23 protein-coding genes are annotated in these 25,456 nt (G+C 66.3%); 21 read left to right on the top strand and 2 right to left on the bottom strand.

Annotation, left to right across the window (positions count from 1 at the left end; translation table 11 throughout):
• The 13 genes from ACSQ3P_RS16705 to ACSQ3P_RS16645 all read left to right on the top strand — a co-directional run bounded on the left by ACSQ3P_RS16705 (position 1) and on the right by ACSQ3P_RS16645 (position 14,961).
• Positions 1 to 732, top strand: a complete 732-nt coding sequence (locus tag ACSQ3P_RS16705) for an ABC transporter ATP-binding protein (protein WP_436166649.1) — start codon at positions 1 to 3, stop codon at positions 730 to 732.
• 78 nt (positions 733 to 810) lie between these two features.
• The gene (locus ACSQ3P_RS16700; RefSeq protein WP_436166648.1) at positions 811 to 2,016 is read left to right on the top strand and encodes an ABC transporter substrate-binding protein; all 1,206 of its coding nucleotides are present in this window, start codon (positions 811 to 813) and stop codon (positions 2,014 to 2,016) included.
• Between the two features lie 15 nt (positions 2,017 to 2,031).
• Positions 2,032 to 2,895 (top strand): branched-chain amino acid ABC transporter permease, encoded by an 864-nt coding sequence (locus tag ACSQ3P_RS16695; protein WP_436166647.1) that lies wholly within the window; start codon positions 2,032 to 2,034, stop codon positions 2,893 to 2,895.
• Complete coding sequence (locus tag ACSQ3P_RS16690) at positions 2,895 to 3,809, top strand: branched-chain amino acid ABC transporter permease (protein ID WP_436166646.1); 915 nt, start codon at positions 2,895 to 2,897, stop codon at positions 3,807 to 3,809. Before ACSQ3P_RS16695 ends, ACSQ3P_RS16690 begins: the two co-directional genes overlap by 1 nt.
• A gap of 12 nt (positions 3,810 to 3,821) precedes the next feature.
• On the top strand, positions 3,822 to 4,310 hold the full coding sequence (locus tag ACSQ3P_RS16685; protein ID WP_436166645.1) for a GAF domain-containing protein: 489 nt from the start codon (positions 3,822 to 3,824) through the stop codon (positions 4,308 to 4,310).
• A gap of 29 nt (positions 4,311 to 4,339) precedes the next feature.
• Entirely contained in the window at positions 4,340 to 5,575 is a 1,236-nt protein-coding gene (locus ACSQ3P_RS16680) for an amidohydrolase family protein (RefSeq protein WP_436166644.1), read from the top strand.
• A gap of 285 nt (positions 5,576 to 5,860) precedes the next feature.
• On the top strand, positions 5,861 to 7,360 hold the full coding sequence (locus tag ACSQ3P_RS16675; RefSeq protein ID WP_436166643.1) for a M81 family metallopeptidase: 1,500 nt from the start codon (positions 5,861 to 5,863) through the stop codon (positions 7,358 to 7,360).
• A gap of 23 nt (positions 7,361 to 7,383) precedes the next feature.
• Positions 7,384 to 8,544, top strand: coding sequence for a M20 aminoacylase family protein (locus tag ACSQ3P_RS16670; RefSeq protein ID WP_436166642.1), 1,161 nt, complete (start codon positions 7,384 to 7,386; stop codon positions 8,542 to 8,544).
• Between the two features lie 2 nt (positions 8,545 to 8,546).
• Positions 8,547 to 9,683 (top strand): M20/M25/M40 family metallo-hydrolase, encoded by a 1,137-nt coding sequence (locus tag ACSQ3P_RS16665; protein WP_436166641.1) that lies wholly within the window; start codon positions 8,547 to 8,549, stop codon positions 9,681 to 9,683.
• A 187-nt stretch (positions 9,684 to 9,870) separates the two neighbouring features.
• Positions 9,871 to 11,454, top strand: coding sequence for an ABC transporter substrate-binding protein (locus ACSQ3P_RS16660; protein WP_436166640.1), 1,584 nt, complete (start codon positions 9,871 to 9,873; stop codon positions 11,452 to 11,454).
• Positions 11,455 to 11,480: 26 nt separating this feature from the next.
• Positions 11,481 to 12,422 (top strand): ABC transporter permease, encoded by a 942-nt coding sequence (locus ACSQ3P_RS16655; protein ID WP_436166639.1) that lies wholly within the window; start codon positions 11,481 to 11,483, stop codon positions 12,420 to 12,422.
• Positions 12,419 to 13,345 (top strand): ABC transporter permease, encoded by a 927-nt coding sequence (locus ACSQ3P_RS16650; protein WP_436166638.1) that lies wholly within the window; start codon positions 12,419 to 12,421, stop codon positions 13,343 to 13,345. The genes ACSQ3P_RS16655 and ACSQ3P_RS16650 overlap by 4 nt, the downstream gene beginning before the upstream one ends.
• Positions 13,342 to 14,961, top strand: coding sequence for an ABC transporter ATP-binding protein (locus ACSQ3P_RS16645; protein ID WP_436166637.1), 1,620 nt, complete (start codon positions 13,342 to 13,344; stop codon positions 14,959 to 14,961). Before ACSQ3P_RS16650 ends, ACSQ3P_RS16645 begins: the two co-directional genes overlap by 4 nt.
• A 27-nt stretch (positions 14,962 to 14,988) precedes the next feature.
• Here the strand turns inward: ACSQ3P_RS16645 and ctlX are convergent, their stop codons facing one another.
• Together ctlX and ACSQ3P_RS16635 are read right to left on the bottom strand one after the other, a co-directional pair.
• A complete protein-coding gene (gene ctlX, locus ACSQ3P_RS16640) occupies positions 14,989 to 15,930 on the bottom strand; it encodes a citrulline utilization hydrolase CtlX (RefSeq protein ID WP_436166636.1) in 942 nt (313 codons plus the stop codon).
• Between the two features lie 5 nt (positions 15,931 to 15,935).
• Positions 15,936 to 17,000, bottom strand: coding sequence for an ornithine cyclodeaminase (locus ACSQ3P_RS16635; RefSeq protein ID WP_436166635.1), 1,065 nt, complete (start codon positions 16,998 to 17,000; stop codon positions 15,936 to 15,938).
• A 127-nt stretch (positions 17,001 to 17,127) separates the two neighbouring features.
• Between ACSQ3P_RS16635 and ACSQ3P_RS16630 the strand changes: the two genes are divergently transcribed.
• From ACSQ3P_RS16630 to ACSQ3P_RS16595, 8 genes are all read left to right on the top strand, one after another.
• Positions 17,128 to 17,553 carry an Lrp/AsnC family transcriptional regulator gene (locus tag ACSQ3P_RS16630; RefSeq protein ID WP_310147429.1) on the top strand — a complete coding sequence of 142 codons (426 nt, stop codon included), beginning with the start codon at positions 17,128 to 17,130 and terminating at the stop codon, positions 17,551 to 17,553.
• A 192-nt stretch (positions 17,554 to 17,745) separates the two neighbouring features.
• Positions 17,746 to 18,819, top strand: coding sequence for an ABC transporter ATP-binding protein (locus ACSQ3P_RS16625; protein ID WP_436166634.1), 1,074 nt, complete (start codon positions 17,746 to 17,748; stop codon positions 18,817 to 18,819).
• Positions 18,820 to 18,870: 51 nt separating this feature from the next.
• On the top strand, positions 18,871 to 19,980 hold the full coding sequence (locus tag ACSQ3P_RS16620) for an ABC transporter substrate-binding protein (protein ID WP_436166633.1): 1,110 nt from the start codon (positions 18,871 to 18,873) through the stop codon (positions 19,978 to 19,980).
• Positions 19,977 to 20,867, top strand: a complete 891-nt coding sequence (locus ACSQ3P_RS16615) for an ABC transporter permease (protein WP_436166632.1) — start codon at positions 19,977 to 19,979, stop codon at positions 20,865 to 20,867. Before ACSQ3P_RS16620 ends, ACSQ3P_RS16615 begins: the two co-directional genes overlap by 4 nt.
• Positions 20,864 to 21,697, top strand: coding sequence for an ABC transporter permease (locus tag ACSQ3P_RS16610; protein ID WP_436166631.1), 834 nt, complete (start codon positions 20,864 to 20,866; stop codon positions 21,695 to 21,697). The genes ACSQ3P_RS16615 and ACSQ3P_RS16610 overlap by 4 nt, the downstream gene beginning before the upstream one ends.
• Positions 21,694 to 22,569: a polysaccharide deacetylase family protein gene (locus ACSQ3P_RS16605; protein ID WP_103719376.1), complete on the top strand. Its 876-nt coding sequence runs from the start codon at positions 21,694 to 21,696 to the stop codon at positions 22,567 to 22,569. Before ACSQ3P_RS16610 ends, ACSQ3P_RS16605 begins: the two co-directional genes overlap by 4 nt.
• Positions 22,570 to 22,656: 87 nt before the next feature.
• On the top strand, positions 22,657 to 24,087 hold the full coding sequence (locus ACSQ3P_RS16600; RefSeq protein WP_436166630.1) for an amidohydrolase family protein: 1,431 nt from the start codon (positions 22,657 to 22,659) through the stop codon (positions 24,085 to 24,087).
• 264 nt (positions 24,088 to 24,351) lie between these two features.
• Positions 24,352 to 25,251: a LysR family transcriptional regulator gene (locus tag ACSQ3P_RS16595; protein WP_069693050.1), complete on the top strand. Its 900-nt coding sequence runs from the start codon at positions 24,352 to 24,354 to the stop codon at positions 25,249 to 25,251.
• Positions 25,252 to 25,456 lie beyond the last annotated feature (205 nt).

Here is a 25,456-nt window from a genome sequence, read left to right as displayed (position 1 = left end):
ATGGCGAATGACGGCCTGGCGAATGGCGACCTGCTTGCCGTCGATGGCGTCGTCGCCGGCTATGGCGCCGCCGAACAGATCCTGAAGGGATGCTCGCTGCGGGTCGGGGCCGGCGAGATCGTCGCGATCATCGGCCCCAATGGCGCCGGCAAGTCGACCTTGCTCAAGACGATCGCCGGGCTGGTGTCTGCGCGCGAGGGCGCGATCATCTTGAACGGGGCCGACGTGACCAGCCAGGGCGCGCTCGGACGCGCCAAGCACGGCATCGGCTTCGTGCCGCAGGAGCGCAACGTCTTCGGCGCGATGACCGTCGCGGAGAACCTCGAGATCAGCGGCTTCCAGGACCCCGGCAAGGTGCGCGAGCGCAGTGAGGAACTCTATGCCCGCTACCCGATGCTGGCGAGCAAGCGCCGCGCGCTCGCCCGCACGCTTTCGGGCGGCCAACGCCAGATCCTCGCCATGGCGATGGGCCTGATGAACGCCCCTGCCTTGCTCCTGCTCGACGAGCCGACGGCGGGCCTCTCGCCGAGGGCGGCGGAGGAGCTGTTCGAGGCGATCATGGCTCTGAACAAGGGCGGCCTGCCGATCCTGATGGTCGAGCAGCATGCGCTGGAAGCGCTCGAGATCTCGACGCGCGGCTACATCCTCATCTCCGGCCGCAACAATCGCGAGGGCTCAGGCCCCGCGCTCGCCGCCGACCCCGAAATCCGCCGCCTCTTCCTCGGCGGCTGATCACGATGCCGACCTGATCCAAGCCAACCTGATCCGAGCCGACCGACCAAGAACCAGCAAACATAACAGGGGATGACCATGACCGAGTTCCTGACCGACCGCCGCACGCTGCTCGGCGGCGCTGCCGCGCTTGCCGGCCTCTCCGCCTTGCCGAAGCTCGCCCTTGCGCAGGGCGCGCCGATCAGGATCGGCACGCTGACGCCATTGACCGGTTCGGGCGGCCCCTATGGCCCAGTAATGGTCAAGGCCGTGAAGGCGGTCGTCGACGAGGTCAATGCCGCCGGCGGTGTACTGGGACGCAAGGTCGAGCTCGTCTCGGAAGACGACCAGACCAATCCGGAAGCTGGCGTGCGCGCCGCGCGCAAGCTGATCGACGTCGACAAGGTCTCGGCGATCCTGGGCACCTGGGCCTCCTCGGTGACCACCGCCGTCGCCCCGCTCTGCTGGGAATCGAAGACCTTCCTCTGCACCACCTCCGGTGCGGATTCGATCACAGCCCTGCCGCATCAGGGCTATCTGATCCGCACCCAGCCGACGACGACGCTGCAGGGCCGCAAATTCGGCGAGTTCGCGATCGCCCAGGGCGCCAAGCGCGTCTTCTTCCTCTCGCCGCAGACGCCTTTCGCCAAGAGCCAGTTCGACAACATCACCGAGGCCGTGAAGAAAGCCGGCGGCGAGACCGCCTCCCTGATCTATGACGACAAGAAGCCGGCCTACCGCACCGAGATCGACGAGGTGCTGCGCTTCAAGCCCGACGCTATCGTCTTCGGCGGCTACACCCCCGACACCGCCGTGATGCTGAAGGATCTCTACCGCGCTGATTTCAAGGGGCTGAAGATCGCCTTCGGCTACTCGGTCAACCAGAAGCTGATCGAGAGCGTCCCTGCCGAGGTCGTCGACAAGACCTTCATGATCTCGCCCTCGCCGGCCGAAGGCTCCAAGGCCTATGAGAAGCTGGTGAAGCTCATCGGCGTCGCCTCGCCCGATCCCTACACCACCCAGATCTACGACCACATCAACCTCGTGCTGATGGCGATCGCGATCGCGGGCGACGCCTCGGGCTCCGCGATCAAGGACAATATCCGCAAGGTCAGCCAGGCTCCCGGCGGCGCCAAGATCGACAGCGCCGTCGACGGGCTGAAGGCGATCGCCGCCAAACAGGCGGTCGATTATGACGGCGCCAGCGGTCCCTGCGACTTCACCGAGATCGGCGATATCAGCGACTCGAAGTTCCGCTACGAGCAGGTCCAGTCCGGCAAGATCGCCCTGGTCAAGATCGCCTGATCGGGACCTGGCTCAGTGACCCTCCTCCTCCAGGCGCTCATCAATGGGCTGATGACCGGGGCGCTGATCGCCGTCCCGGCGATCGGCTTTTCCGCGATCTTCGCGGTCCTGCGCTATCCGAACTTCGCCATCGCCTCCTATGCCACCATCGGCGCCTTCGCCGCCTGGTGGGCCAATGCGGTGGCGGGGCTTCCCGTCGTGCCGGCGCTCGCCATCGCCTTTGCGGTGACGGGCGTGGTCGGCGTCGTGGCGGAGGAGACCTCGCTGAAGCGCCTGCGCGACAATGGCGCGCTGATCGTGGCCATCGCCTCGATCGCGCTCAACCTCGTGCTGGAGAACATCATCCGCTTCATCTTCGGCAACGATATGAAGGGCTATGATCTGCCGCTGGCGCGCGACCTGCGTTTCGGCGAATTGCGCATCGGTCCACAGCAGCTCCAGAGCCTCGCCCTCTCCGTCGTGATCATGGCGGCGATGTTCCTGTTCCTGCGCTACACCCGTTTCGGCAAGGCGATGCGCGCGGTTGCCGACAATCCAGACCTCGCCCGCCTGAAGGGCATCGACCCCGCCAGGATCGCGATCGTCACGGTCTTCCTCGGCGCCGGGCTGTCCGGCGTCGGCGGCGTGCTGATCGGGCTCGACACCTCGATCGACCCGCTCACCGGCTACCGCGTCCTGCTCTCGGTCTTCGCGGCAGCGGTGCTCGGCGGGCTCGGCTCGATTCCCGGCGCAGTGGTCGGCGCGCTCGCGCTCGGCATCGCCGAGGAACTCGCTTTGATCGCGGTGCCGGCGACCTATCGCACCGCCGTCGGGTTTGTGGCGATCCTGATCATGCTGACCTTCCGCCCGCGCGGCATCCTGGGCGAAAGGGCGGCCTGATGCTGTCTTATGTCATCTTCACCCTGACGCTCTGCGGCATCTACGCCCTGCTCGCGCTCAGCCTCAACCTGATCTGGGGCGGGGTCGGCCTCGTCAATCTCGGCCTCGCCGGCTTCTTCGCGGTCGGCGCCTATGCCTCCGCGATCGCGACGGGAGCCGGAGCGCCCGTCCTGATCGGCTGGGGAGCTGCGCTCGTGGTCGGCGCGGTCGTCGGCCTCGTCGTCACCTTCGCCACCTTACGCCTGCGCGACGACTATCTCGCCATCGTGACGCTGGGCTTCGCAGAGGTCATCCGCCTCGTCGCGCTGAACGAACGCTGGCTGACCAAGGGCTCGGACGGCATCTCCGGCATCAAGGCGCCGCTCAAGGTCGAGCTCGGCCTGCAGGGCTTCAGCATCTTCTATCTTGGCCTCGTCACGCTGATCGTGCTCCTGGTCTGGGCGCTGCTGCGGCGGCTCGATCTCTCCCCCTACGGCCGCGCCATGAAGGCGATCCGCGAGGATCAACAGCTCGCCGCCTTCGCCGGCAAGGCCGTGCTGCGCTTCAAGCTCCAGGCCTTCGCGCTCTCGGCCGCGATCGCCGCGTTGTCAGGCGCGCTCTACGCGCATTTCCAGTCCTATATCTCACCGGACCATTTCCAGCCGCTGATCACGATCTACATCTTCCTCGCGGTCACCGCCGGCGGCGTCGGCCGTCCCAGCGGGGCGGTGCTTGGCGCTTATCTCGTCGTGATCTTCCTGGAAGCGACGCGCTTCGCCACGGAATGGCTGCCCGGTCTCCAGCCCGTCCAGATCGCCGCCATGCGCGAGATGATGATCGGCGTCGCGCTGATCCTCGTGCTGCATCTACGCCCGCAAGGCATCATGCCCGAGCGAATTCCCAAGGCGCCTCGCCAACCCACGCCCACCGCCTGAAAGCAGCCCATCATGTCAGACGATCTCGCCACCCTCTCGGCCCTGCTCAAGGAGCCAGGCCAGCCCGATACCGTGTTCAAGGCGTTCGACGCCATCACCAAGCGCCTTGTCGGGCACGAACTGTTCACGCTGCTCTATGTCGACGGCTCCGAGGTCGCGCGCATCTATTCCAACCGGCCGACCGAATATCCCGTCTCCGGCCGCAAGCCGATGGGCCCAACGCCCTGGGGCAAGCATGTCATGGAGGGCCAGAAGCCCTATCTCGGCAAGGACAAGGCCGGCATCCGCTGGGCCTTCTTCGACCATGAATTGATCGAGAGCATGGGGCTGGGCTCGGTCATCAACGTGCCCGCGATCTATGACGGCAAGGTCATCGGCACGATCAACCTGCTCGCGCCCGAGGGCCATTATCGCGAGGAGCATGTCGCTCCCATCGAGCGTCTTGCGCCGATGATCGTGCCCGGCTTCCTGGCCGCCCGCGCCGCCGCGCGCGCGCTCTGACACCCATCCTGCTCCAGCGGAGAACACCCGTGGCTTCCACCCTCTTCACCAATGCCTGCATCGTCGACGGCACCGCGCCCGAAGCGGGCGCTCCTGTCAGCGTCCTCGTCGAGGGCAGCACCATCCGCGAGGTCGGCAAATCCGTGACCTCGGCCAAGGCCAAGGTTGTCGACCTCAAGGGCAAGACCCTGATGCCCGGCCTGATCGACGCCCATGTCCATGTCGTCGCCGGCGTCGCCGATCTCGGCAAGAACGCCCTGCTGCCGGATTCGCTCGTCACCGCCCGCTCCTTCGTGATCATGCGCGAGATGCTGCTGCGCGGTTTCACCACGGTGCGCGATGTCGGCGGCGCCGATTTCGGCCTGAAGCAGGCGACCGAGGAAGGCCATTTCCCGACGCCGCGCCTCGTCATTTCCGGCAAGGCGCTGAGCCAGACCGGCGGCCACGCCGATTTCCGCGGCCGCTATGACGACCGCGCGGCGGTGAGCGACCGCCACCGCCTCGGCGCGCTCGGGCGCGTCTGCGACGGGCTTGACCAGGTCCGCCGCGCCGCGCGCGAGGAGATGAAGGGCGGCGCCGACTTCATCAAGATCATGGCCAATGGCGGCTGCGCCTCGCCGACCGATCCGATCCATTTCCTCGGCTTCTCCGTCAGCGAACTGGAGGCGATCGTCGAGGAGGCGAAGATGGCGGGCACCTACGTCTCCGCCCATGTCTACACCGACGAGGCGATCCGCCGCTGCGTCGAGGCCGGCGTGCACTCGCTTGAGCACTGCAACCTGATCCAGACTGAGACCGCCAAGCTCGCAGCCTCCAAGGGCGCAGTCGCCGTGCCGACGCTGGTAACCTATGACAAGCTCGTCAGCGATGGCCCCAAGCTCGGCTTCCCGCCCGATTCCGTCGCCAAGGTCGATGTCGTCCGTTCCGCCGGCATGGAATCGCTCGCGATCATGAAGAAGGCCGGTCTCGCCATGGCCTATGGCAGCGACCTGCTCGGCGAGATGCATCGCTACCAGTCGGAGGAGTTCGTCATCCGCGGACGCGCCTTGCCGGCCCATGAGGTGATCGCCTCGGCGACCCATATCGCCGCCAAGCTGCTCAAGCTCGAGGGCAAGATCGGCACGGTGGCGGCAGGCGCTTATGCCGATCTGATCGTCGTCGACGGCGACCCGCTCAAGGATCTCTCGCTGCTGACGCGCCAGGGCAAGCACATGCCATTGATCATGAAGGGCGGCGCCTTCGTGAAGCGCGCCAGCCTGAACTGAGGCGAGCCAGCTACCCGTCATCGCGAGCACCCGGGTCTTGCCTTCGGCAAGCCCGAGTACAGGCTCCGCGAAGCAGTCCTGGAGGTCTCTCTCCACGCCCCCTGGATTGCTTCGTCGCTTTGCTCCTCGCAATGACGGAAAGGGTTGTCTGCTAAAGCGAGACCCTGCCTGCTAAAGCGGCGACCGTATGCATAATCGCGCAGGCGTCTGACCAGAATTGAACCTTGGCCCCCATGGGCCTTGCGTGCTTACCTGCCGCCTCGCTGCAATGATCGAGGAACCGTCATGTCGCCACGTATCGCCTTTGGCGGTTTCCTGCACGAGACCAACACCTTCGCGCCGAGCAAGGCCTCGATCGAGCATTTCATCCAGGGCGGCGGCTGGCCCTCCCTTGCGCGTGGCGACGATATCTTCGCCGCTGTGCACAACGTCAATGTCGGCGCGGCCGGTTTCGTTGGGAAGGCCAAGGCGCTCGGCTGGGAGATGGTGCCGACGCTGTGGTGTGCGGCCAGTCCCTCGGCCCATGTCACGGCCGACGCCTTCGAAACCCTGCTGAACGAGCTGGTCGAACGCATCAGCGCCGCATTGCCGCTCGACGGGGTCTATCTCGACCTCCATGGCGCCATGGTCAGCGAGGCCTATCCCGATGGCGAGGGCGAAACCCTGCGCCGGGTGCGCGCCGCGATCGGCCCCGAGATTCCGCTCGTCGCCAGCCTCGACCTGCACGGCAACATCACGCAGCTGATGATGGATTCAGCCGACGGGCTCGTCGCCTACCGCACCTATCCGCATATCGACATGGCTGAGACCGGCAGCCGCGCCACGACCTATCTGGCGAAGCTGATCGACACCAGGACGCGCCATGCCAAGGCTTTCCGCCAGGTGCCCTATCTGATCCCGATCGCCTGGCAGGCGACCGCGATGGAGCCCTGCAAGACGATCTATGCCGAGCTCGCGGCGCTCGAAGGCGAGAGCGTGCCGACGCTCTCCTTCCTGCCCGGCTTTCCCGCCGCCGATTTCGCCGATTGCGGTGCGACCGTGCTGGCCTATGGCGCGACGCAAGCCGAGGCCGACCGCGCGGCGGATGCCGTCTTCGCCCGGGTGATGGCGAGCGAAGCCGCCTTCAAGGGCAAGGTCTTCCAGCCCGATGAGGGCGTGCTGGAGGCGATGCGGCTGGCTGAGGGAGCCTCGAAACCGATCGTCATTGCCGACACGCAGGACAACCCCGGCGCCGGCGGCGATTCCGACACGATGGGGATGGCGCGGGCCTTGGTACGCAATGGCGCGCAGCGCGCCGCGATCGGCGTGATCGTCGATCCGGCGGCGGCAGCCGCGGCGCACAAGGCCGGTGTCGGCGCCACGATCAGGCTCTCGCTCGGCGCCAAATCCGGCATCCCCGACGATGTCCCGCTCGAGGGCGAGTTCGTGGTCGAGCAATTATCCGAAGGGCGCTTCGTCGCGCCCGGCCCGTTTTATGGCGGCTCGCGCATCAATCTCGGCCCCTGCGCGGCGCTGCGCATCGGCGGCGTGCGCATCGTCGTCGGCTCGCGCAAGGCGCAGATGGCCGACCAGGCGATGTATCGCCAGGTCGGCATCGAACCGACCGAGCAGGCGATCCTGGTCAATAAGAGCTCGGTGCATTTCCGTGCCGATTTCGAGCCGATCGCTCAGACGATCCTGGTCTGCGCCGCGCCCGGCCCGATGCCGGTCGATCCCTCTGTCCTGCCGTGGAAGCATCTGCGCCCCGGCATCCGCACCGCGCCGCTCGGCCCCGTCTTCGGCTGATCCTCGTCCTTCGGAGTTTGTTCATGCCCACCTTGCCCCAGATCGAAGCCTTCAAGGACGACCTCGTCGCGATCCGCCACGATATCCATGCCCATCCCGAGATCGGCTTCGAGGAGGTCCGTACCTCCGGCATCGTCGCCGAGAAGCTCGCATCCTGGGGCATCGAGGTGCATCCCGGCGTCGGCAAGACCGGCGTGGTCGGCATCCTCCAGGGCAAGGGCGGCCCGGGCAAGCGCATCGGCCTGCGCGCCGACATGGACGCCCTGCCGATGGACGAGACCACCAACCTGCCCTTCCGCTCGACCATCCCCGGCCGCTTCCATGGCTGCGGCCATGACGGCCACACCACGATGCTGCTCGGCGCGGCGCGCTATCTCGCCGAGAACCGCGATTTCACCGGCACGGCGGTGTTCGTGTTCCAGCCTGCGGAGGAAGGCCTTGGCGGCGCCCGCGCCATGCTCGCCGACAAGCTGTTCGAGCGCTTCCCCTGCGACGAGATCTACGGGCTGCACAACGCACCCAATCTCGACCCCGGCCAGATCGCCGTCTTCCCCGGCCCGGCCATGGCGGGTGCGGATTTCTTCGACATCAAGATCACCGGCCGGGGCAGCCACGGCGCCATGCCCCATGTCGGGCGCGACCCCGTCATCGTCGCCATCTCGCTGGCAGCCGCCTTGCAGACCATCGTCAGCCGCAACGCCGATCCGCGCGAGGCCGCCGTGCTCTCGATCACGCAGATCCATGCCGGCTCCGCCTATAACGTCATCCCCGAGGAGGCGGCGCTCGCCGGCACGATCCGCACCTTCTCGCCCGACATCGCCAAGCTGATCCGCGAGCGCATGCGCGAGATCGCGGCCGGCATGGCGCTGACCTTCGGCGTCCAGATCGATGTCGATATCCGCGATATCTTCGACGTGCTGGTCAATCATGGCCCGCAGGCCGAGGCCGCAGCCAAGGTCGCCGCCGAGATCGTCGGCGCCGACAATGTGCTGACCGAGGTCAAGCCGATCATGGGCAGCGAGGATTTCGCCGACATGCTGCGCGCGGTGCCCGGCGCCTATTGCTGGGTCGGCCATGCCGGCAGCGTGCCGGTGCACAATCCCTCCTTCATCCTCGACGACGGCATCCTGCCGGTGGGCGCGAGCCTGCTCGCGCGCCTCGTCGAAACGCGACTGGCCGCCTGATCATGTCCTTCGACACGCTGACTTTCGACACCGACGCGATGCTCGCCGGCCTGAAGCGCTGGATCGAGTGCGAGAGCCCGACCTTCGATGTCGCGGCCGTGAACCGGATGATGGATCTCGTCGCCGCCGATCTCGCGGCCGTCGGCGCGACCGTGACCCGCATTCCCGGCCCACCGGGCCTGGGCGATTGCGTGCGCGGCGACTTCCCCCATCCCAGGCGCGGCGAACCCGGCATCCTGGTGATGTCGCATCTCGACACGGTCCATCCGGTAGGAACGCTGAAGGCCCTGCCCTTCCGGCGCGAGGGCACGCGCTGCTACGGGCCGGGCATCCTCGACATGAAGGGCGGCGCCTATGCCGGCCTGCAGGCGATCGTGGCGCTGGCCAAGGCCGGCATCGAGACGCCGCTGCCGGTCAGCGTGCTCTATACCAGCGACGAGGAGATCGGCAGCCCCGGCACGCGCGAGCTGATCATGCAGCATGCCGGCCAGCACCGCTACATCCTGGTTCCCGAGCCCGGCCGCCCCGGCAACGACGTCGTCACCGGCCGCTACGCCATCGCCAGGTTCAACCTGCTCGCCGAGGGCAGGCCGAGCCATGCCGGCTCGCGCCTGAAGGACGGCCGCTCCGCCATCAACATGATGGCGCGCCAGCTCATCGCCATCGAGGAGATGACGGGCGACGACTGCACCTTCAGCGTCGGCGTGATCTCGGGCGGGCAATGGGTCAATTGCGTGCCGACGACCTGCCGGGCCGAGGCGCTCAGCATGGCCAAAAGGCAGTCGGACCTCGATCGTGGCGTCGAGCGCATGCTGGCCCTCTCGACCGAAAATCCCGACGGCACGCGCTTCACCATCACGCGCGGCGTCACCCGACCGGTCTGGGAGCCGGACGCCGGAACGCTCAGGCTCTATGAGCTTGCGCGCGGCATCGCCGGCGAACTCGGCTGGGAACTCGATCATGGCTCGGCCGGCGGCGGCTCGGATGCGAATTTCACCGGGGCGGCCGGCATTCCCTCACTCGACGGGCTCGGCCTGCTCGGCGCCGGCTATCACACGCTGGAGGAGCATATCGAGGTCGACAGCCTGGCCCAGCGCACCCGCCTGATGGCCGGGCTGCTGACACGGCTTTCGGCCTGAGCGCGATTGACAGAGGCTCCCGTTTCGCGGGAGCTTCCCGCCCTGCCCATGGCATGGCCCCTGCATACGCAGGCCGACGGATCGGGACACACAAGAACACGAACGCACCAAGTCACAAAAGTCACGACCAGCCAGATCACGATCATCGAAATAACCGCCCGAATGGGTCATAAGGGGAGATCAGTGCATGATGTCGCGTTGGAAGATCGTCACGGCAGCCGCCGCGCTGCTGGCCGGAAGCAGTGTTCTCTCCGGGGGTCTCTCGGCCCAGGCGCAGACGCTGAAGGTCGTCATGCATTCCGACGTGAAGATCGTCGATCCGATCTGGACCACGGCCTATATCGTCCGCAACCACGGCTACATGATCTACGACACCCTCTTCGCGCTCGACGAGAAGGGCGATGTGAAGCCGCAGATGGTCGACAGCTTCACGGAGTCGCCGGACAAGCTGACCTACAAGTTCACGCTGCGCGACGGCCTGCTCTGGCATGACGGCAAGCCGGTCACGGCGGAAGATTGCGTCGCCTCGATCAAGCGCTGGGCGGCGCGGGACCCCATCGGCCAGAAGCTGATGTCCTTCGTCGACGCGATGGCGATCGACGATGCCAAGAGCTTCACGATCAAGCTGAAGTCGCCGACCGGCCTGTTGATCTTCGGGCTCGGCAAGCCGTCCTCGAACGTGCCGTTCATGATGCCCAAGCGCGTCGCGGACACCGACCCCAACACGCAGATCTCCGAATTCATCGGCTCGGGCCCCTTCGTCCTGAAGACCGACGAATGGAAGCCGGGCGACAAGATCGTCTACACCAAGTTCAAGGACTATAAGCCGCGCGCCGAGCCGGCCTCCGGCCTCGCCGGCGGCAAGGTCGCCAAGCTCGATCGCGTCGAATGGCTGGCGATCTCCGACCAGCAGCAGGCGGTCAACGCCCTGCTTGCCGGCGAGATCGACATGATCGAACAGCCCTCCTTCGACCTGATCCCGCTGCTCAAGAGCGACAAGTCGATCAAGCTGATCGATTATAATCCGCTCGGCCTGCAATACACGCTGCGGCCCAACCACACGATCAAGCCCTTCGACAACCCCAAGATCCGGCAGGCGCTGACCTATGCGCTGAACCAGAAGGATTTCCTCGAGGCAGTCGTTGGCAACCCCGACTACTACAAGACCTGCAAAGCCATGTTCATTTGCGGCTCGCCTCTGGCGACGGAAGCTGGGATGGACGGATTGCTGGAGTCCAACTTCAAGAAATCGCAGGAGCTCCTGAAGGAGGCCGGCTATGACGGCACGCCGGTGGTGCTGTTGCATTCGACCGATCTGCAGTCGCTGACCAACCTGGCGCCCGTCGCCAAGCAATTGATGGAGAAGGGCGGCTTCAAGGTCGACATGCAGTCCTCGGACTGGCAGTCGGTGGTCGCGCGCCGCGTGCGCAAGACCCCCGTGGCGGAGGGCGGTTGGAACGCCATGCTGACCGCCTGGGTCTCGGCCGACGTGCTCAACCCGGTGATGGCCGGCTTCTTCAATGCGAGCTGCGACAAGGCCGCCTTTGGCTGGCCCTGCGACGAGCAGATGGAGAAGCTGCGCGACGATTTCGCTCGCGAGACCGACCCGGCCAAGCAGAAGGCGATCGTCGAAGCCGTGCAGAAGCGTTGGCGCGAGGTTGTGACCCATGTCCATCTCGGCCAGTACACGGTGCCGATCGCGACCCGCGCCAACATCAGCGGAATCCTGACGGCGGCAGCGCCGGTGTTCTGGAACCTCGAGAAGAAGTGAGGCGCCCGCGCTGACAGGCTAGCTTCATGTTCGGCTACATCCTGCGCCGCCTGCTCGCGACGATTCCCGTTCTGGGGATCGTCGCCGTGCTGGTCTTCCTGATGCTGCGCCTCACGCCAGGCGACCCCGCCGCGGTCATCGCCGGCGACAACGCGACGACCGCGCAGATCGAGGCGATCCGCGCCAAGCTCGGTCTCGACCAGCCGATCATCACCCAGTTCGGTATCTGGGCCGGCAATCTGCTGCATGGCAATCTCGGCGAGAGCTTCTTCTTCAAGAAGAGCATCGGCGAATTGATCCTGGGTCGCATCGAGCCGACGCTTTCGCTCGCCATCGCCACCATGCTGATCGCCGTCTGCATCGCGATTCCGCTCGGCGTGCTCGCAGCCTACAAGCACGGCTCCTGGATCGACCGGGTCGTGATGGGTTTCTCGGTGCTCGGCTTCTCGGTGCCGGTCTTCGTCATCGGCTACCTCCTGATCTACGTCTTCGCGATCACGCTGGGCTGGTTTCCCGTCCAGGGCTATCAGCCGATCTCGGGGGGCTTTGGCGGCTTCATCCAGCGCCTGATCCTGCCGGCGGTGACGCTGTCGGTAATCTACATCGCCCTCATCGCCCGGATGACGCGCGCCAGCGTGCTCGAAGTGCTGAGCGAGGATTATATCCGCACCGCCCGCGCCAAGGGACAGGTCGAGCGCAAGATCCTGTTCCGGCACGCGCTCAAGAACGCCGCCGTGCCGATCGTCACCGTGGTCGGCATCGGCATCGCGCTCCTGATCGGCGGCGTGGTCGTCACCGAGAGCGTGTTCGCGATACCGGGCCTCGGGCGCCTCACCGTCGATGCGGTGCTCGCGCGCGACTACCCCACGATCCAGGCCGTGATCCTGCTGTTCTCCGTCGTTTATGTCGCGATCAATCTCGGCATCGACCTGGCCTACTGCCTCTTCGATCCGAGGATCAAATATTGAGCGCCGAACCCAGCCTGATCGCTCCCGCCCTGCCCGATGCGGGGCGTCCCAACGCCAACGCCCTGCGCCGGCTCATCCGCAACCCGGCCGTACTGATCGGCGGCACCGTGCTCCTCGTCATGGCGCTGATGGGCCTGCTCGCGCCGTTCCTGGGCACGATCGACCCCGCCGCCATCAATCCGAGCGCGCGCAACCGGGTGCCCGGCGTCGAGCGCACGATCCGCGCCGATGACGGCTCGACCACGGTCTTCAAGCACCGGATGGGCACGGATTCGCTTGGCCGCGACGTCTATAGCCGCGTCGTCTACGGCGCACGGGTCTCGCTGATGATCGCGGTCTCGGTCGCGGCCGTCAGCATCTCGATCGGCCTCATCCTCGGCTTGGTCGCCGGCTATATCCGGCCGCTCGACGCCGTGATCATGCGCTTCATGGACGGGCTGATGGCGATCCCGGCAATCCTGCTCGCCATCGCCGTGGTCTCGCTGTTCCGGGCCGGCCTCACGGCGGTCATCGTCGCGATCATCGTGCCCGAGATCCCGCGCGTCGTCCGCCTCGTGCGCTCGATCGTGCTCTCGGTGCGCGAGGAGCCCTATGTCGAAGCCGCGATCATGCAGGGCACAAGGCTGCCGCTGCTGATGGTGCGCCACATCCTGCCCAACACCATCGCGCCGCTGATCGTCCAGGGCACCTTCATCGCGGCCTCGGCCATCCTGGTCGAGGCGATCCTGTCCTTCCTCGGCATCGGCATTCCGCCGGAGACCCCGACCTGGGGCAACATCATGGCCGAGGGCCGCAATGTCTTCCGCGTCTTCCCGCACAACATCCTCTATCCCGGCATCTTCCTCGGCATCACGGTGCTGGCGGTGAATATGCTCGGCGATGGCCTGCGCGACACGCTCGATCCCAAGATGGCCGGCCGATGAGCGACGCCCCCATGCCTGTTCTCCAGATCAAGGGCCTGAGCATCCGCCTGCCCGGCGGCGGCGACCGGGCACATGCCGTCGAGAACGTCTCCTTCGATGTCGGCGCGGGCGAGATCACCTGCGTCGTCGGCGAGTCCGGCTCCGGCAAATCCGTCACCGCGTTCTCGGTGATGGGGCTGCTGCCGAAACTGCTGAAGCCCGTCGCAGGCCAGATCCTGCTCGAGGGCGAGGATGTGCTCGCAGCCTCCCCCCAGCGCCTGCGCGCTTTGCGCGGCGACCGCATGGGCATGGTCTTCCAGGAGCCGATGACGGCGCTGAACCCGGTCCTGACCATCGGCGACCAGATCGAGGAGGTGCTGCGCATCCACACCGAGCTCGATGCGGCCGAGCGGCGCGCAAAGGTGCTCGGCATCATGGCGGCGATGCGCCTGCCCGATCCGGAGCGCATCCACGCCTCCTACCCGCACCAGATCTCCGGTGGGCAGCGCCAGCGCGTGATGATCGCCGCAGCCCTCGTGCTCGATCCGGCGCTCCTCATCGCCGACGAGCCGACGACCGCGCTCGACGTGACCACCCAGGCCCAGATCCTGCGCCTGATCAAGGAACTCCAGGGCCGGCGCGGCACGGGCGTGCTGTTCATCACCCATGATTTCGGCGTCGTCGCCGAGATCGCCGACAAGGTCGTGGTGATGGAGAAGGGTTTTGTCGTCGAGCAGGGCCCGGCCGCGCAGGTGCTGACCAATCCGCAGCACCCCTATACCCGCATGCTGATCGGCGCGGTGCCGAGCCTGAAGCCCGCCAGGCGCAAGGCCGTGACGGGGCCGATCGCGCTCGAAGCCGTTGGTCTCGGCAAGACCTACAGCTCCAAGAGCCTGTTCAAGAAGGAGCAGGTCGTCCACGCCGCGCGCGATGTCGACATCAAGATCCATCGCGGCGAGACGGTCGGGATCGTTGGCGAATCCGGTTCGGGCAAGACCACGGTGGCGCGCTGCATCGCCCGGTTGATGCCGCCGACGCGCGGCGCGATCCTCGTCCCCGACATCGACATCGCGATGCTGCCGGAGCGGCGCCTGCGGACTTACCGCCGCAAGATTCAGGTCGTGTTCCAGGACCCCTATCGCTCGCTCAATCCACGCCGCACGGTCGGCGATTCCATCATCGAGGGGCCGTGCAATTTCGGCCTGAAGCCGGCCGAGGCGATGGCGCGCGCCCGCGACCTGATGGCGCTGGTCGGCCTGCAGCCGAGCGCGCTCGACCGCTACCCGCATCAGTTCTCCGGTGGCCAGCGCCAGCGTGTCGCGATCGCCCGCGCACTCGCCATGGAGCCCGAGATCCTGATCGCGGACGAGGCCGTCTCGGCGCTCGACGTCTCCGTGCAGAAGCAGGTGCTGGCGCTGCTGGCGGACGTGCAGGAGCGCTTCAACCTCGCCATCCTGTTCATCACGCACGACCTGCGCGTCGCAGCCCAGATCTGCGACCGCATCGTCGTGATGGAGAAAGGCGTCATCGTCGAGCAGGGCGCGACCACCCAGGTCTTCTCGGCCCCCGCCCACGCCTATACGCGCGCCCTGATCGACGCCGCGCCGGGTCGCGAATTCAGCGTCGGCGAACCCTGAGAGCTTGCCGCCTCGTCTCGTCCCGGCTCAACCCGCGACAGTGCTGCGCGCCGCCAGATGGATGCCCGCCAGCATGCAGCGCACCGAGCCGCCGGCAAGCTCGATGGTGGGAACGTCGAGCGGCAGCAGGGCCACCGACCGCTCCAGGATCGCGAGCTGGTCCTGCCGCAGCGCCGCGAGCGCGCGCGACGACAAGGCGACGATCCGCCCGTCCCGGCCCTGCAATTCGATGGCATTGCCGGCGAAGCCGCCGATCTGCTCATGATCGAGGTCGATGACGATCCGGCCGGTCTCGGCCAGGCGCCCCGCGATCTCGTCGCGCCGCGCCGCATCGCGGATCGTCGACAGCCCGATCAGGCAGAAATCCGTGCCGATGCACATCAAGACATTGGTGTGGTAGATCGCCCGACCCTGCGCATCGACGGCATCGAACATCACCGGCTCGAAGTTGAAATGCGTGCAGAAGCGCTCCAGCGCCACCTCATTGGTGCGGTTCGAGCGCGCGGCATAGGCGACCCGCTCGATATGGTCGAGCACCATCGCGCCGGTGCCTTCGAGATAGACGCCGTCCTGCTCCAGCCCGGAATAATCGATCACATCCTGCACGCGATAGCGCTGCTTCAGCATCTCGACGACATCCTGCCGCCGCTCCTGGCGTCGGCTCGGCGAGAACATCGGATAGAGCGCGACATGGCCGCCCGAATGGGTCGAGAACCAGTTGTTCGGAAAAACCGAGTCGGGCGTCGCTGTCCCCTCATCCTCGAAAAGATGAACCCGGACGCCCGCAGCCTCCAGCCGCTCCGCCGCCCTGCTGACCTCGCCATGCGCCGCAGCGGCGATCGCCACGGCTGTCCGCTGCGCGTCATTGGCCTGGAAGGCATTGTCCGCGGCAGTCGCCGGGTTGGGGCTGAAATGATGCGGGCGGATCATCACGACGCTTCTGGGCGCCTGCACGGAAAGCTTCTGCATGGCCGTCAGGCTCCCAGCGCGACGCGCGACCAAGCGGCGGGCTGGCCGAGCAGTCCGAACAGGTTGCGCGGGTCTTCCGGTGCGGTGAGAAGGTCGATGTCGTCGTAATAGGCCGTGCCCTCGACCTGGTCGCGCAGATAGCGCAGCGCCGAGAAATCCTCGGTGGCGAAGCCGACGGAATCGAAGATGGTGATCTGGTCGCGGGCGCAGCGGCCCGCGGTTGCGCCGGTAATCACCCGCCACAGCTCGGTGACGGGAAAATCCGCCGCCATCTGCTGGATCTCGCCCTCGATCCGGGTCTGCTCGGGAAACTCGACGAAGACATCGGCGCGCAGGAGGATGTCGCGCTGCAGTTCGGTCTTGCCCGGGCAGTCGCCGCCGACCGCGTTGATATGGACCCCCACCCCGACCATGTTGTCGGAGAGGATCGTCGCGTTGAGCTTGTCGGCGGTCACCGTCGTGATGATGTCGGCGCCGAGCACGGCCTCCTGCGCACTGGCCGCGACCACGATCTCGAAACCATGCGGAGCCAGATTGGCCAGGAACTTGGCAGTCGCAGCCGGATCGATGTCGAAGACGCGCAGCTTGTCGATGCCGAGCAGGGCCTTGAAGGCAAGCGCCTGGAATTCCGATTGCGAGCCCAGGCCGATGATCGCCATGACGCTGGCGTCCTCGCGGGCAAGATATCGCGCCGCCAGCGCCGAGGTCGCAGCCGTCCGCAGGGCCGTGGTGATCGTCATCTCCGAGAGCAGACGCGGATAACCGGTCTCGACATCGGAGAGCACGCCGAAGGCGGTCACCGTCTGCAGGCCGGTGCGCGTGTTCTTCGGGTGACCGTTGACATATTTGAAGCCGTAGAGCTCGCCATCGCTGGTCGGCATCAGTTCGATCACGCCGTCGCGGGAATGGCTGGCGACACGCGGCGCCTTCTCGAAGGAGGGCCAGCGCCGGAAATCCGCCTCGATATAACCGGACAAGCCGATCAGATAGGGCTCGATGCCGATCGAGGCGATCAGGCGAACCATGTTCTCGACGCCGACATACTGAACCATGGCGCACCTCCCGTGCATGCCGTTGCCGTGCATGCTGTTGCGATACGGGATTCTAGGCCAAGGCAATTTGTATAGAGAATTACGAACAAGTTCGTTTATGCTCGATTTTCTGATCAAAACGCTCACTTCAATCAAGCAGATTGTCATGCATGTTTTCGACGAACTGGACCATCGCCTGATCGCGGCGCTCCGCGAGGACGGGCGGGCGCCGATCTCCAAGCTCGGCGCCATTCTCGGCGTCTCGCGCGCCACCGTGCAGAGCCGGCTCGACCGCTTGATCGAATCCGGCGCAGTGCTCGGCTTCACCGTGCGCTTCCGGCAGGATTATGACGCCAAGGCCATTCGGGCGATCATGATGATCGAGGTCGTGGGCCGTTCGACGACGGCCGTGATCAGGCAGCTGCGCGGTCTGCCCGAGCTGCATTCCTTGCACACCACCAACGGAACCTGGGATCTGATCGCCGAGATCCGTGCCGACAGCCTCAGCGACTTCGACCGGGTGCTGCGCGAGGTGCGCACCATCGACGGCATTCTCAACAGCGAGACCAGCATCCTGCTCAGTTCGGTCTGAACCTGCCGCGGGGTCCGTACGAGTTGGGGTCCGCGCGAGCTTATAAAGCGCGCGAATAGGCCAGCGTGATAAATGATAGCTCGGCAAATCGCGGCCGGCTCGTCGCGGGCCGGTTGTTTGTTATGCTCCAGGCAGATTGGCCCGGCCCGGCGTGATGACGCTTCGGACCCCATAGGCTGACGGGGGGCGGCAATGGGCGCGAGCTTGCAGATCAACAGCCTGGGCAAGAGCTACGGCCCGTCGCAGGCCGTCGCCTCCGTCTCGCTCGACATCGCCGCGGGTGAATTCGTCAGCTTGCTCGGCGCCTCCGGCTCCGGCAAGACCACGACGCTGATGATGATTGCGGGCTTCACCCCGCCCGATACCGGCGAGATCGTGCTCGACGGCCAGCCGATCACGCATCTGCCGCCGGAGCGGCGTGGCATCGGCGTCGTGTTCCAGAACTACGCGCTGTTCCCGCATATGAATGTCGCGCGCAATGTCGGCTTCCCCTTGAAGATGCGCCGCGTTCCCACAGCAGAAGCTGCCCGGCGCGTCGCGGACGCGCTGGCGCGGGTCGGGCTGGCCGGGCTCGGCGAGCGCCTGCCGGCGCAGCTTTCGGGCGGGCAGCAGCAGCGCGTAGCGCTCGCCCGCGCCCTGGTCTACGAGCCCGGGCTCTTGCTGATGGACGAGCCGCTGGGGGCGCTGGACCGTTCCCTGCGCGAGACGATGAAGACAGAGATCAGGCGGCTGCACCGCCAGCTCGGCATCACCATCGTCTATGTCACGCATGATCAGGAGGAGGCGCTGACGCTGTCGGACCGGATCGCGCTGATGGATGGCGGCAAGATCATCCAGATCGGCAGCGCGACCGACCTCTATGAGCGCCCCGTCAACGCCTTCGTCGCCGGCTTCATCGGCGAGAGCACGATGATCGGCGGCAAGGTCGTGCGCAGCGGCGCGGCCGGCCAGGCGCTGTTGCCGGCGGCCGGCGGGCCACCTTTGCCGGCGCGGCCGGGCGCGCTGCGCGAAGGCGATGCGGCGACCTTCCTGCTGCGGCCGGAGAAGGCCAGCCTGTCGGCGGTCGACGCTCCCGCCAGCGGCCTGCGCGCGACGGTTCAGGACATCGTCTATGTCGGCGAGATCTCCCGGCTCACCTTGCGCCTCGATGGCGGGCCCGAGCTCACGATCAAGCAGGCCAACCGGGCCGATGCCTATCAGGCCAAGATCGGGGAGGCCGTGAAGATCGGCTGGGCCCCTGACGACGCCGTGCTGCTTGCCGCCTGAAAAGCCATGGATTCACAACAAGGCATGAATTCACAACAAGGGGACACCATCATGACCGATCGCTCAGGCCTATCCCGACGCTCCGTCCTTCTCGGCAGCGCCGGCGCTTCGCTCACCATCGCCAGCCCCTTCGTCCATGTCACGCCGGCTCGCGCCGACAAGGGCGAGATCGTCGTCGCAGGCTGGGGCGGCTCGCGCACCACGGCGATGCGCGAGGTGATGTTCACGCCCTTCGAAAAGGCGACCGGCATCCGCGTGCGCGATGACGGACCGCCGGAAGCCGCCAAGGTCAAGGCGATGGTCGACAGCGGCAACATCACCTGGGACATCCTCGACACCGACATCCCGGCGATCCTGGCCATGGTCAACGCCAAGCTGCTCGAGCCGATCGACTATTCCAAGCTCGACAAGGCCAGGCTCGGCAAGATCCCGTCCGTGCTGCACCATCCCTATGGGCTCGGGCACCTGATCTACTCGTTCAACATCGTCTACAACACCAAGGCCTTCCCGAACGGGACGCAGCCCAAGACCTGGGCTGATGTCTGGGACGGGGTGAAGTTCAAGGGCGCCCGCTCCTTCCCCTTCCGCGGCGGGCTCTCGCCGCAGCTCGAATTCGCCGCGATTGCCGATGGCGTGCCGGCCGACAAGGTCTATCCGCTCGACATCGAGCGCGCCTGGGCCTCGCATGACAAGCTCAGGCCGCTGGTGACGAAGTGGTACGCCAACCACGCCGAGGCGATTCAGTTGCTCTCCAGCGGCGAGATCGACATCTGCTGCACCATCGGCCCGCGCGGATTGGTGGCGAAGAAGGACGGCGCTCCGATCGATGTCGAATTCGCCGGCGGCAAGCTCGCCCCCGACAACTGGGCGATCGTCAAAGGCGCGCGCAATGCGGAGGCCGTCTACCAGTTCCTGAACTTCGTCATCGACGGCAAGGTCCAGGCCGAGCTCGCCAAGCGCATTCCCTACGGCCCGTCCTCGCAGGACGCCTTCGCGCATCTGAGCGAGGCCGAGGCCAAGGAGCTCAACACCTCGCCTGACAACCTCGCCAAGCAGTTCTGGACCGATATCGACTGGTGGGGGAAGACCGCCGAGAACGGCAAGACCAACAACGAGAACCAGATCGAGCGCTACGCCCGCTGGATGGTCAAGCGCGGATGACGCTGGTCACTGCCAGCGCCGTTCCCTCGGTCAAGGCCGCGCGCGCCTGGCGTGCGCGGCCGGGATTGATGATCGCCGGGGCTCTGGCCTTCTGCGCGATCGTCTATCTCCTCCCGATGCTGTCGCTGTTCGGATGGGCTTTCCAGGGGCCGGGCGGCTCCGGAGCGAGCCTCGCCCAGCTCTCGCGATTGATCGGCGACGACACCTATCACTATGCCTTCTTCACCACCTTCAAGATCGCGGCGATCACCACCCTGATCTGCGCGCTGATCGGATACCCCTACGCCTATCTGATGGCGACGACGGGGCCGCGCCTGGCGATGCTGCTGACCGCGGCCGTGATGATCCCGTTCTGGACCAGCGTGCTGGCTCGCAGCCTCGCCTGGATGATCCTGCTCGGGCGCAAGGGTATCGTGAACGAGTGGCTGACTGGATGGGGCCTGCTGGAGCGGCCGGCCGCCCTGCTGTTCAACAGCATCGGCGTGCAGATCGGCATGGTCCATGTCCTGCTGCCTTTCATGGTGCTGCCGATCTGGTCGATCCTCTCGCGCCTCGATCCCGGCCTGCCGCGTGCCGCCCGCTCGCTCGGCGCCTCGCCTGCAGCGGCCTTCATCCATGTCACCTTGCCGCAATCGCTGCCCGGCCTCGCCGCCGGCGCGACCCTCGTCTTCATGTTCGCCATCGGTTTCTACATCACGCCCGCTCTGCTCGGCGGCCCCAACGACCTCACCATCGCCTCGCTGATCGAGATGGTGGTGCGCGATCTGCTGGACTGGCCGTTCGGCGCTATGCTGAGCCTGGCGCTGCTCGGGCTCGTCGCGCTGGTCTTCGCCTGCGGCGCGGCCTTCGCAGGGGCCGGTCGCATCGCCGGAATGGAGGGGCGATGAGCCTGTCCTCCGTATCACTGCAGCCGCGCATCAATACCGGGCGCTCCGCCTTATGGCTCCTTGCGGGCCTGACCATGCTGTTCCTGCTGGCGCCGATCGCCGTCATCATCGTCGTCTCCTTCAACGACACGACGCTGTTCAGCTTCCCACCCTCGCGCTGGTCGCTGCGCTGGTATCATGCGCTGTGGGAGAGCCGCGCCTGGCGCGAGGCCGGCTGGTTCTCGCTCTGGCTCGCGAGCCTGGTCGCACTGGCCTCGCTGTTGATCGGCGTGCCGGCGGCCTATGGGCTGGCGAAAGGCCGCTTTCCCGGTCGCCGCCTCGCCGAGGCGCTGCTGATCTCGCCGATGGTGGTGCCGGTCATCGTGCTGGCGCTCGGGCTCTACATGCTGTTCTCGAAGCTCGGGCTGATCGGTACGTCGACGAGCCTCTTCCTCGCCCATACCTTGCTTGCCTTGCCGGTGGTGATCGTCATCGTCGGCGCGGCCTTCCGCAGGCTCGACGGCTCCATCGAACTGGCGGCGCGCTCCTGCGGAGCCTCGTTCCCGCGCGCCTTCTGGCATATCGTGCTGCCGGCTATTCGCCCCGCTTTGATCTCGGCCGGGGCCTTCGCCTTCCTGACCTCGTTCGACGAGGTGGTGCTGACGCTGTTCCTCGGGGGACCGCGGACCACGACGCTGCCGAAAAAGATCTGGGAATCGGTCAAGTTCGAACTCGACCCGTCGCTGACGGCGGTGTCCACCATCCTGATCATCGTCTCGATCGCCGCGCTCCTCCTCGTCGAGGTCGCGCGACGCAGCCGTGTCCAACGCCTAGCAAAGGAAGTCCTATGATCCCCGACATCCCGACCATCTCAGCCAATCTCTCGGATCCCGCTCCCGAGTTCCCCTGGCCCAACGGCGCAAGCTGCGCCGTCTTTCCGGCTTTCGACGTCGATGCCGAGACGGCCTGGCTGCAATACGACTTCAAGAACGTCGACCGCCTCGTGACGATGTCCTTCGGCGCCTATGAGGAGCGCGTCGGCATTCCCAAGATCCTCGACTATCTGCGCGCCGAAGAGATCAAGGCGACCTTCTACATCCCGGGCTGGGTCGTCGATGCCCATCCGAAGATGTGCGAGAGCATCGTCAAGGACGGGCATGAGGTCGGCCATCACGGCTATCTGCACAAGCGGCCCGACCCCGCCGACTTCGCCGAGGACAAGGAGGAGATCGACAAGGCGCTCGACTCCCTCAAGCGCGTGCTCGGCGTCACGCCGGTGGGCTACCGGGCGCCCTCGGGCGAGAACTATCACGAGCTGCTGGGCTATCTGCGCGATCGCGGCATCCTGTATTCCTCGTCCTTCCGCGACGACATCCGCCCCTACCGCCACAAGCTGCGCGACGGCTCGCGCGGTCCCGTCGAATTGCCCGTCAACGTATCCTTCGACGATTGGCTCTACGGGCTGAGCCAGCGCTTCAGCCCGCGCCCGATGTTCCCCAAGGAGCATGTGCTGTCGATCTGGAATGGTGAGCTCGAGCAGACCCGTGAATGGGGCGGCCTCGTCTCCATGGTCATGCATCCCCAGGTCACCGGCCGGCCGATGCGGCTTGGCATCCTGCGTGACTTCATCACGCGGGCCAGAAGCTACGGCGACGTCTGGATCGCCACCGGCCAGGAGATCGCCGCCCACTATATCGAGCAGGAAAAGGCCGCAGGCCTCTGAAACTCGCCACTCCCGAGCCGCGCCGCGCCCGATAAGGCGTAGCGCGGCTCGATCCTTTTGTTTCCCCGCCGCCACGGACTGGATCTCATGACCACCCGCATCTCCCGCGCCGATGTCGTCATCGCCTATGACGCCGCCAACGACGACCACGTCTATCGCCGCGACTGCGACGTCGTCTTCGACGAGAGCGGCATCCTGCATCTCGGCGAGGGCTGGGGCGGCCCGGTCGACCGCGAGATCGACGGGCGCGGCTTCATGGTCATGCCGGGGCTCGTCGACATCCATTCGCACCCGTCGAGCGAGCCCGGAAACAAGGGCATGACCGACGAGGTCGGCAGCCCGAAACTCTACAATTCCTCGCTCTACGAGTTCCTCTGGCTGTTCCGCGCCGATACTGAGGGCATCCCGCATCTCAACCATGTCGCCTGGTCGGAATTGCTGATGTCGGGCGTCACCACGCTGGTCGACCTCTCCTTCCCCAGCGATGGCTGGCTCGACCGCGCCGCGGCCTCGGGCCTGCGCATGGTCATGGCGCCGATGTACCGCAATGGCCGCTGGTTCACCCGCAATGGTTACACCGTCGAATACGAGCTCGACGATGCGGCCGGGCGCAAGGCAATGGAGGAGGCCTTCCGGATCATCGACACGGCCCTGGCGCATGAATCCGGCCGGCTGTCGGGTATCGCCTGCCCGGCCCAGATCGACACCTGCACGGAAGAGCTGTTCCGCGCCTCGATCGCCGGCGCGGCTGAGCGCAACATCCCGATCCAGACCCATGCGGGGCAGTCGATCAGCGAATTCCAGGAGATGGTCCGCCGCAGCGGGCTCTCGCCGATCCAGTGGCTCGACAGCGTCGGCTTTCTCGGCCCGAACGCGTCGATCGCCCATGCCATCTTCCTCGACGAACATCCCTGGGTGCGCTGGCCGACCCGCACCGACCTGGCGCGCCTCGCCGAAACCGGCACTTCGGTCGCGCATTGTCCGACCGTCTTCGGCCGGCGCGGTTTCACACTGCGCGATCTCGGCCGCTATCTGTCCGCCGGCGTCAATATCGGCATCGGCACCGACACCTTCCCCCACAACATGCTGGAAGAGCTGCGCCACGCCGGTGTCTATGCCCGCATCACCGGCGAAAGCCATGCCGTCGTCACCACCGGCCAGGTCTTCCGCGCCGCGACGCTGGGCGGCGCAAAACTGCTCGGACGCAGGGATATCGGCCGTCTCGCGACAGGCGCCCAGGCCGATCTCGTCATGGTCGACCTGACGCATCCGATGATGCGCCCGACGCGCGATCCGCTGAAGAGCCTGATCAACGCCGCCGCCGAGCGCGCGGTCGCCCATGTCTTCGTCGCCGGCCGGCAAGTGGTGCAAGGCGGCAAGGTCATGACCATGGACTACCAGGCGGCTTCCGCCGGACTGGAAGAGGCCCAGAGACGCGCGCTGGCGAAAGCCTCCTCGCTGGATTGGGCCGGCCGTTCGGTCGATGAACTCTCGCCCCCCAGCCTGCGCTGGACGTGATCGAACACCGCCGTCATTCCGAGGCGTCGCGAAAGCCGGGGCTTCACGAAAGCAAAGAGCCCGGAACCCAGAGCCGATGCCAAGCCCACTGATGCCAAGCCCACGAAAGCATCCCCATCGCCCTTGCTATCAGGCGCATCGGTTCTGGGTTCCGGGCTCAGGCCTACGGCCTACCCCGGAATGACGGCGGCAGAGCCAACAACCGAGCTGGCATATGATTTGCTCCTGAAATAGGGTCACCCCGACACTATTCAGAGCAAGAATATGAACCTGCGTCAGATCGAGCTGTTGCGCGCCGTCATGCGATGCGAGACGACGGTGAGGGCCGCCCAGGAACTGGGCCTGTCCCAACCCGCCGTCAGCAATGCGATCAAGCATCTGGAAGGCCAGATCGGCTTCCCGCTGTTCGAGCGGGTCAATAACCGGCTGTTCCCGACCGCCGAGGCGCGGGCGATCTACCAGGACTCCGATCCGATCTTCCAGATGCACGCCGCCCTGGAAGCCAGGGTCCAAGATCTGAAGGAGAACCGGGCCGGGCATGTCCGGCTCATCGCCACGCCGCCGCTGGGCTACAGCGTCATTCCCCGCGCGCTCGGCAGCTTCCTCGCCAAGCGGCCGAAGATGCGGGTGTTCTTCGATGTGCGCCGCTTCGAGAATGTCATCGACAGCGTCGAGAACGGCGTCGCCGAACTGGGCTTCGTCATGGGGCTAAACGAAAACCGCGCGCTCAACGCCGAGGTGTTCTTCTCCGAGCGGATGGTTTGCGTGATGCGACCCGACCACCCTCTCGCCGAGAAGAACACGATCTATCCCAGCGACCTCAGGAGCGTGCCCTTCATTGCGCTCGAGCGCGGCAGCAGGATGGGCACCATCGTGCGCCAGGCTTTCACCGAGGCCGGCGAGCCCTTCAATTTCGCCGTCGAGGTCCGCTATTGCAACACGGCCTGCGTGCTCGCCGAGAATGGCGTCGGCGTCGCCGTGGTCGATCCGCTGTCGCCGCTGTTCAGCGGCCATTACAACCTCGCCATCCGGGCCTTCGAGCCCGCCGTGCAGGTTTCAGCCTCCGTGGTGAGCTCGCGCAAGCGGCCCTTGTCGCGCGCCGCCGAAGCCTTCCTGCGTGAGGTGCGCGTCGTTGTCGGAGAGGTCGCGGGCAAGCTCGCCTGACGGTATTCGCCCGGCAAATGGCGGCCCCGAATAAAGCATAGGTGCGGGCATTGCCCGGCCAGGGCACCTGCCGCACAGTCCCTAGAGGCTGTTATGAACCACGAGAACGATGTCCTCGGGGTTCATAACAGCCTCTAAGCGCATATCATCCCGGCAGCGCCGGGCGTTCCACATTCCCTGCCGCGTCGGCCCTGGCGATCCGCAT

It is taken from the genome of Allobosea sp. LjRoot9 (assembly GCF_964252745.1).
Lineage (GTDB): Bacteria > Pseudomonadota > Alphaproteobacteria > Rhizobiales > Beijerinckiaceae > Allobosea.
The sequence above is the reverse complement of the archived record's forward strand: the minus strand, read 5'-3'. Positions and strand labels throughout refer to the sequence as shown.